The sequence below is a fragment of the Acinetobacter sp. UBA5934 genome (assembly GCF_002430855.1).
Lineage (GTDB): Bacteria > Pseudomonadota > Gammaproteobacteria > Pseudomonadales > Moraxellaceae > Acinetobacter.
On the sequence record NZ_DJDC01000066.1, the window covers coordinates 16,838 to 23,701 of the forward strand.

10 protein-coding genes are annotated in these 6,864 nt (G+C 41.1%); 8 read left to right on the forward strand and 2 right to left on the reverse strand.

Going from position 1 to position 6,864, the window contains the following annotated elements; all coding sequences use genetic code 11:
* From B2Y23_RS04615 to B2Y23_RS04635, 5 genes are all read left to right on the forward strand, one after another.
* Positions 1–864: malate dehydrogenase (locus B2Y23_RS04615; protein WP_291369318.1), on the forward strand; the 864-nt coding region annotated here is incomplete at its 5' end.
* 171 nt (positions 865–1,035) lie between these two features.
* Positions 1,036–1,314 (forward strand): DUF2789 family protein, encoded by a 279-nt coding sequence (locus B2Y23_RS04620; RefSeq protein ID WP_253138812.1) that lies wholly within the window; start codon positions 1,036–1,038, stop codon positions 1,312–1,314.
* 51 nt (positions 1,315–1,365) lie between these two features.
* A complete protein-coding gene (locus B2Y23_RS04625; RefSeq protein WP_291355238.1) occupies positions 1,366–1,623 on the forward strand; it encodes a DUF2789 family protein in 258 nt (85 codons plus the stop codon).
* A gap of 145 nt (positions 1,624–1,768) precedes the next feature.
* Complete coding sequence (locus B2Y23_RS04630) at positions 1,769–2,029, forward strand: DUF2789 family protein (RefSeq protein ID WP_291369320.1); 261 nt, start codon at positions 1,769–1,771, stop codon at positions 2,027–2,029.
* 105 nt (positions 2,030–2,134) lie between these two features.
* The gene (locus B2Y23_RS04635; RefSeq protein WP_291355242.1) at positions 2,135–2,395 is read left to right on the forward strand and encodes a DUF2789 family protein; all 261 of its coding nucleotides are present in this window, start codon (positions 2,135–2,137) and stop codon (positions 2,393–2,395) included.
* A 191-nt stretch (positions 2,396–2,586) separates the two neighbouring features.
* On the opposite strand, the gene B2Y23_RS04640 is transcribed toward B2Y23_RS04635, so the two are convergent.
* Together B2Y23_RS04640 and B2Y23_RS04645 are read right to left on the reverse strand one after the other, a co-directional pair.
* Positions 2,587–3,114, reverse strand: coding sequence for a hypothetical protein (locus B2Y23_RS04640; RefSeq protein ID WP_291355244.1), 528 nt, complete (start codon positions 3,112–3,114; stop codon positions 2,587–2,589).
* 71 nt (positions 3,115–3,185) lie between these two features.
* Complete coding sequence (locus tag B2Y23_RS04645) at positions 3,186–3,788, reverse strand: 2OG-Fe(II) oxygenase (protein ID WP_291355246.1); 603 nt, start codon at positions 3,786–3,788, stop codon at positions 3,186–3,188.
* Positions 3,789–3,904: 116 nt separating this feature from the next.
* Here B2Y23_RS04645 and B2Y23_RS04650 point away from each other — a divergent pair, with 116 nt between their 5' ends.
* Genes B2Y23_RS04650 through B2Y23_RS04660 form a run of 3 tightly spaced genes read left to right on the forward strand, consistent with a single transcriptional unit; the run spans position 3,905 to position 6,745 of the window.
* Positions 3,905–4,762 (forward strand): 23S rRNA (adenine(2030)-N(6))-methyltransferase RlmJ, encoded by an 858-nt coding sequence (locus B2Y23_RS04650; protein ID WP_291355248.1) that lies wholly within the window; start codon positions 3,905–3,907, stop codon positions 4,760–4,762.
* 45 nt (positions 4,763–4,807) lie between these two features.
* The gene (gene pssA / locus B2Y23_RS04655; RefSeq protein WP_291355250.1) at positions 4,808–5,632 is read left to right on the forward strand and encodes a CDP-diacylglycerol--serine O-phosphatidyltransferase; all 825 of its coding nucleotides are present in this window, start codon (positions 4,808–4,810) and stop codon (positions 5,630–5,632) included.
* 39 nt (positions 5,633–5,671) lie between these two features.
* Positions 5,672–6,745, forward strand: coding sequence for a DUF6670 family protein (locus B2Y23_RS04660; protein ID WP_291355252.1), 1,074 nt, complete (start codon positions 5,672–5,674; stop codon positions 6,743–6,745).
* Positions 6,746–6,864 lie beyond the last annotated feature (119 nt).

Consider the following 6,864-nt stretch of genomic DNA (forward strand, 5'->3'; position numbering starts at 1 on the left):
GAAGTTCCTTTTGAGAAAGCTCAACAAGCGCTTAAAGGCGTAATGATGGAACTTCAAGACTGCGCATTCCCACTTTTAGCGGACATGATCGGTACTGATGATCCTAAAGTTGCATTCAAAGATGCTGACTACGCGTTATTGGTTGGTTCACGTCCACGTGGTCCAGGTATGGAACGTGCTGACTTGCTTAAAGTAAACGGCGAAATCTTCATTGGTCAAGGCCAAGCATTGAACGAAGTTGCTAGCCGTGATGTTAAAGTGCTTGTAGTGGGTAACCCTGCAAATACAAATGCTTACATCGCTATGAAATCTGCTCCAGATCTTCCAGCGAAAAACTTCACAGCTATGTTACGTCTTGACCACAACCGTGCTGCATCTCAAATTGCTGCAAAAACTGGTAAAGCGGTTAAAGACATCAAACAACTTACAGTTTGGGGTAACCACTCTCCAACCATGTATGCTGACTACCGTTTTGCAACAATCAACGGCGAAAGCGTTAAAGACATGATCAACGATCAAGAGTGGAATGCAAACACATTCCTTCCGACTGTTGGCAAACGTGGTGCTGCGATCATCGAAGCACGTGGTCTTTCTTCTGCTGCTTCTGCTGCTAACGCTGCAATCGACCATATGCGCGATTGGGCTCTTGGTACAAACGGCGAATGGGTAACGATGGGTATTCCTTCTGACGGTTCTTACGGTATCCCTGAAGGCGTAATGTTCGGTTTCCCTGTTACAACTGAAAACGGTGAATACAAAATCGTTCAAGGTTTAGAAATCGACGAGTTCAGCCGTGAGCGTATCAACGTTACATTGAACGAACTTGAAGAAGAGCGCGCAGCGATTGCTGACATGCTTAAATAATTTAATCTTCTTAGATTAAGTTGAAAAAAAGCACTCCATTTGGGGTGCTTTTTTTATACCTATCACTTTAATTAAACAAAAAATAACATGCTGTGAAGGAGAGACAACTGAGTTTCGATGATGAGCCATCTAAGGTAGAAACAAGATTATAGATAAAAGATGGAGGTTCAGATGTTAGAGCAACGCGCCACCTTCGAACTTTTCTTTGAACAATTGGGTCTGGATTCGAGTCCGGAAGCGATTGACGAGTTTATTAGCACGCATCAAATTGGTATGGATGTGCCTTTACATAAAGCACCGTTCTGGAGCAAATCACAGCATGACTTTCTGATCAGTCACTGGAAGAAAGATGATGACTGGGCCATTTTTGTTGATGTGTTGAATGAACAATTACACATTGAGGCCGAGGGTTCAGGTTCCTGTGACGTACCAAGCCATAAATCAACCTAAGAATTCTAGTCTCAACACGCTCATAATTTAATACTACGATGGAGTCTATTTATGCTTACGGAACAACAGTTAACTTTAGAACTATTATTTGAACAATTGGGTTTGCCTGCAGATGAAGCTGCGATTGATCAGTTTGTTAAAGCTCACCAGTTACCTGCTGAAGTGATTTTGCCAGATGCAGACTTTTGGAGTGAAGGTCAAAGTGCCTTATTACGTGAGCACTGGCATCAAGATGATGAGTGGATTGTGGTTATTGACAAGCTGAATCAGCTGTTGCATGTGGAAAGCGATAAGCTTGCTGCACAATAAGTTTTAAAAAGATTAGGCCCTTTGAATAGGGTCTAATTTTTTACTACAAAAAAATACAACAAGCACGAGGTGAAAGCTGCGATTTGTGTGGCTATTCTTATACCTTGATAGCTTAATAATTATACAAGTTACCAAGGTGAACAGCATGTTTGATCAGCAACCCACCTTAGAACTTTTGTTTGAACAATTAGGACTCGACTCGAGCCAGGAAGCAATAGACCAGTTTATAGAAAATAATCAATTGACGATGGGTATCCCTTTGCATCACGCTCCGGTCTGGACCCAAGCACAACATGATTTCCTGATCAGTCACTGGAAAAAAGACGATGAATGGGCAATGGTGGTAGATATCTTAAATGAGCAATTACATACTGAAGCTCGTCTTTCCGCATCAACACATCAGTAAACACAAATTGAAACAACAAACCTAGTTTAATCACTAGGTTTTTTTATCAATATCTTATAAGTTTAATGAATAATAAATGACAGTTAGGTTGATAAGGAGTGTGTAATGCTCATGAATAATAACCCATCCTTTAAAATGTTATTTGAACAGCTTGGGCTTGCTTCTAGTCCCGCAGCGATTGAACTTTTTATCCGTACCCATCAATTACCTTCACAGCAGAACCTTCATGATGCTCCATTCTGGAATAAATCCCAGCGCGAGTTTTTAATTCGTTATTTAGTGGAAGATGCAGATGAGTGGGTCATGTTGATTGATGAGCTGAATCAACAATTACATATGAATGCTACGAAACTACGATCCGCTTAAATTTTAACGCTAAATTTTTTTTATTGCTTATTTGCGCTTTAATTTTATTTGGGCATACAGGACAAGATAAGCAGGGGGTAAGCTGACGATTATTGCTGGAAAATACCCGTGAAATCCTAAAGCTGCAGTCTTCACAGATTTAAGTTAAACGCCTCATTGGAGGCGTTTTTTATGCTTTGATCTGCAATTAATTAATGCAATTTACTTTTGACTAAATTCACAAACCAGTGGTGTTCACGGAATGGATGGAAGGCTGGATGCTGCTGTACCAGAATTAAATCAAAATCGGCAGTCTTACTGTATTTGGTGAGCCAATGTCGTGTTAATGCAGTTTCACTTTTGGCCGCAGAAGCATAGGCAAGGAAGAAATAAATATCACCGTACTGATCGTGAGTGATAGGTTTTAAGATTTGTTGGGTAATTAAGGCAAATCTTTGTTCCTTGGTGATCTCAAAATATAGCATGTAGGCTCTGGCTAAATGCGTAGATAAGTTGATATACAAACTCATCGGCATTTCTTCAAATTCAATCCGGCCCTGTTCAAGTAAAACCACAGCTTCTTGCAAGAAATGAATCTGTTCCTGACGTAGGGTGCTGAGTGTGACCAATTGCATACGTAAATCAGCACGTTCTAAAGCAAGTTTTGGCGTATTCCCTTGTAAATACAACTGATCAGTTTCGCCAATACGTTGAATAATCTGTTTGGTGTTTTCCCGCATCGGTTACATCCTCATCTGTCAATGATTGCTATATGAGGATGTTTTTCCATATTTAAAGCATGCTTGTCAAATTACCAAATGGAATTGTCAGTACGTAACCATGCCGTAATAGAAAGACGTTGATGCTTGGCCTTGAGTACTTCATGCAATAGATCACTTTGGAATAGGGCAATGCGGTTCGGTTTGGGCGGGATGATGTGCCACTGATCATTTTTGTCTTGCAGGCGAAGTTCACCGCCCCAGTCGTCTTGCCAGTCTTCATGCAGGTAATATACGGTAGAAATCACACGGCCATTTTTACCTTGCGGGTTATCACGGTGCAGGGCATAAAACTCACCGGCGTTATAACAGGCAAAATGTGCTTCGACTTCTCGAATGCCCAGGAAAAAGGCACGGTTCAGTTGTTCGCCCAGACTTTGCAGAGTTTTGATGTGCTGTTGGGCTTTTTCTAACTCTTCATGAATCCATAAAATATGGTCACTGCGAATTTTGCTGATGACCCCGTTTTGGATGGCTGCATCTCTAAACTGATTTAAATGAGATGTACATTCTTCAACTAAAGCATGAATATATTCTTGAGGATAAACATCATCAATAATGCTAAAGCCGCGCTGATCCAAATCTTCAATCATTTGATCAACATTGCATGATTTTGGAAGGTGAATTGCATCCATACAGATATACTCAAAACAGGATAGAAAAAAGCTGGCGTATTCTAGAGCAAGATATCCTGCGGAACGAAACATTTTTTCATGCTAAAATACCCGTTGATATCAGGAATTAAAGAAACATGAATTACCGTCACCATTTCCATGCAGGCAACTTTGCCGATGTCATGAAGCATGTGTTATTGCTGCAACTTTTAACACGTTTAAATGCCAAAGATAAACCTTATCGCTATATCGATACGCATGGTGGGGCAGGTAAATACGATTTATCGACTTCTGCAGCACAGAAATCAGGCGAGTTTTTAAACGGTATTCACCGTTTAATCAAGCTTGATGATTCAATTACCCGCAATGCTCCTGAAGGCGTAAAGCAATATCTTAAAATTGTGCAGGATATGCGTGAGGCTTCAGGCAAAGGTGCGTATCCAGGTTCACCGTGGTTTGCTTTGGAAGGCATGCGTAAAATCGATAAAGCCACGATTTTTGAAATGCAGCCTGAAGTTTTCCAGCAGCTGCGTTTTAATGTGCGTGACCGCCGTGCCGGCCTGCATGAACGTGATGCCTATGAAGGCTTACTGGGGGTGATTCCACCTAAAGAAAAGCGTGGTGTGGTGATGATTGATCCACCTTACGAATTGGAACGTAAAGATTTTCCACAATTGGTAGAATTGATGGTGGCTGCATACAAAAAATGGCCGACAGGTTGTTTTGCAGTATGGTATCCAATTAAAGACCGCGCCATGATTGATCGTTTTGAAAAGAAAATGATGAAAACCGGTATTCGCCGTCAATTAGTGTGTGAAATTTGCGTATGGCCAGATGACACTCCAGTCGGTCTGAATGGTTGTGGTTTACTTGTGATTAATCCACCGTGGAAATTTTCGGAAGATGCGGATGAAGCATTACAATGGTTGTTCCCGCATTTGCGTATGAGTGAAAATGGTGGGCATGCCGCTGTACGCTGGTTAGTTGGCGAATAAGAGATACGTTTCAAGAGATACGGTTACAGTTAGGATCGACAAAGAATGACAAGTATAAACAAACCTGAAAGTGAATCTTCTACACGTGATGAACATGGTTTTGATGGCATCACCTTCGAAGTGGAAGAAGAAGAGCATACCCAAGAGGGACAAAAGGTGAAGCGTCGTGGCATCTATCTGTGGCCGAATCTGATTACAACAGCAGCATTACTATCCGGCTTTTATTCTATTATTGCCAGTATGAATGGTGATTTCACTCAAGCCATTTATGCCATTTTTTTAGCGGCATTATTTGATGGACTGGATGGTCGGGTAGCGCGTGCAATTGGTGCCCAAAGCCCGTTTGGCGAGCAGTTCGATTCCTTGTCAGACTTGCTTGCTTTCGGGGTGGCGCCGGCTATTTTAATGTATAGCTGGTGTCTGCACGATTTGGGACGTATTGGATTAGCTGCCTGTTTCGTTTATACCGCTTGTGCGGCATTTCGTTTGGCACGCTTCAATGTGCAAATTGGTGTGGTCGATAAACGCTACTTTATTGGTGTTGCAAGTCCGTTGGCTGCGGTCATCATTATTACCCTGATTTGGGTAGGGCAGGATTTTCCAGAAATTTTCGCTGTACGTGAGCTGGGTATTCAGGTTTTTAATGCGGTGATTATTATTGCAGTAGGCTTGTTGATGATTTCCAATATCAAATATTATTCATTTAAAACATTTGATCGTAAACGGGTTCCATTTTTTGTGTTACCAATTGCGGTATTCATCTTTGCGGCAATTACTTATAATATTCCAGTCGGGATTCTGGTTATTTCCCTTATTTATGCACTGTCGGGTTTTGTAACCACTTTCCTGGCAAGAAAAACCGCCATATAAAAATGAGAACGCTATACTGAAAATAAAAAGGAGCAAGATATGCAGTTGTTTCAAGATTTGTTTGATCGCTCTAAACAACTCAATCAGGCTCCCCTTCAGTCATGCTTGGCCTATCATGCGCAAAAAGGTCGTTATAAAATCATCCATCAAGGTTTGATGATTCCTAATTTACCTGCACCGCTCCATTATCTTAATTTTATCAGTTTGATCGGGCAGCCGAATGCGGTAATGCTACGCAATGAAAGCGCCATCCAAACCACCGCTTTAGATACTGCAACTACCATTGCCAGTATTAGTCCACATATGGTGGGGCAATTGAATTCTTATTCGGTGAGTGAGGACTGTCACTTTACTAAAGCTTATTTTCAGTTCTCCGACCGGGAAACGATGAGCGGAACTTTCCCCCATTTTCGTCTACAGCGTAAAGATAAAGAGCTGAGTTTCGATTTATCAATTTGTACCAGCAATATTATTTCCTATTTTACCCAGTTGCGTATGGGGCTCGCAGACCACTGGTCTTTAATGTGCCAATGTGAAGGGCAGATCACTTATAAAGAACAAAAATTTGAAATTCAGCAAATGGGCTGTTTTGAATATGCACGCTCAATTAATTTCCCCTATTTGCCTTTAGCATTCTTTACCTATCAGGTGATTAATCTGGAAAATCAGCGCCAACTGCTTTTGGCTCAAATTCGAGATTCTTTCAATGGTATTTTGCAGTCACGTCTATATTTGCGAGATGGGAAAACAGGCATTTCACAAATGTTTGATCAGAATGTTCGCTTTAAAGTGCATCGAGTTTATCCTAAAGTGAAAACGCCGAATGGACAAAGCATGTATTTGCCACGTGAGTTTGAGTGGGGCTATGAAGGTAAAGATGGCACCTGCATTTCTATACAGGCGCAAAGCCGCGGAGATTTTAAATTTGGGTTGGCGGCTGGCTATGTGGGCAGTTTTAAATATCAAATCAGAATCAATCAACATGAAGAAACGGGTGAAAGTGGTTATTGTGAATATATCGATTGTCGCTCACTTATCTGGCAAGAAAAGAATAAACAAGAAAAAATGCGTGATGAATTAGCCAATCCTGTACCTTTTGCATGCAAAAAATAATAAAAAACACGTGTTTTGTAGAATAAATAAACAGTCGGGCTGTTTTTGCCAAATTATTTAAAAAAGGGTGTTGCATTGGATTGGAAATACTGTAGAATGCACATCCATCGGCGGTGATG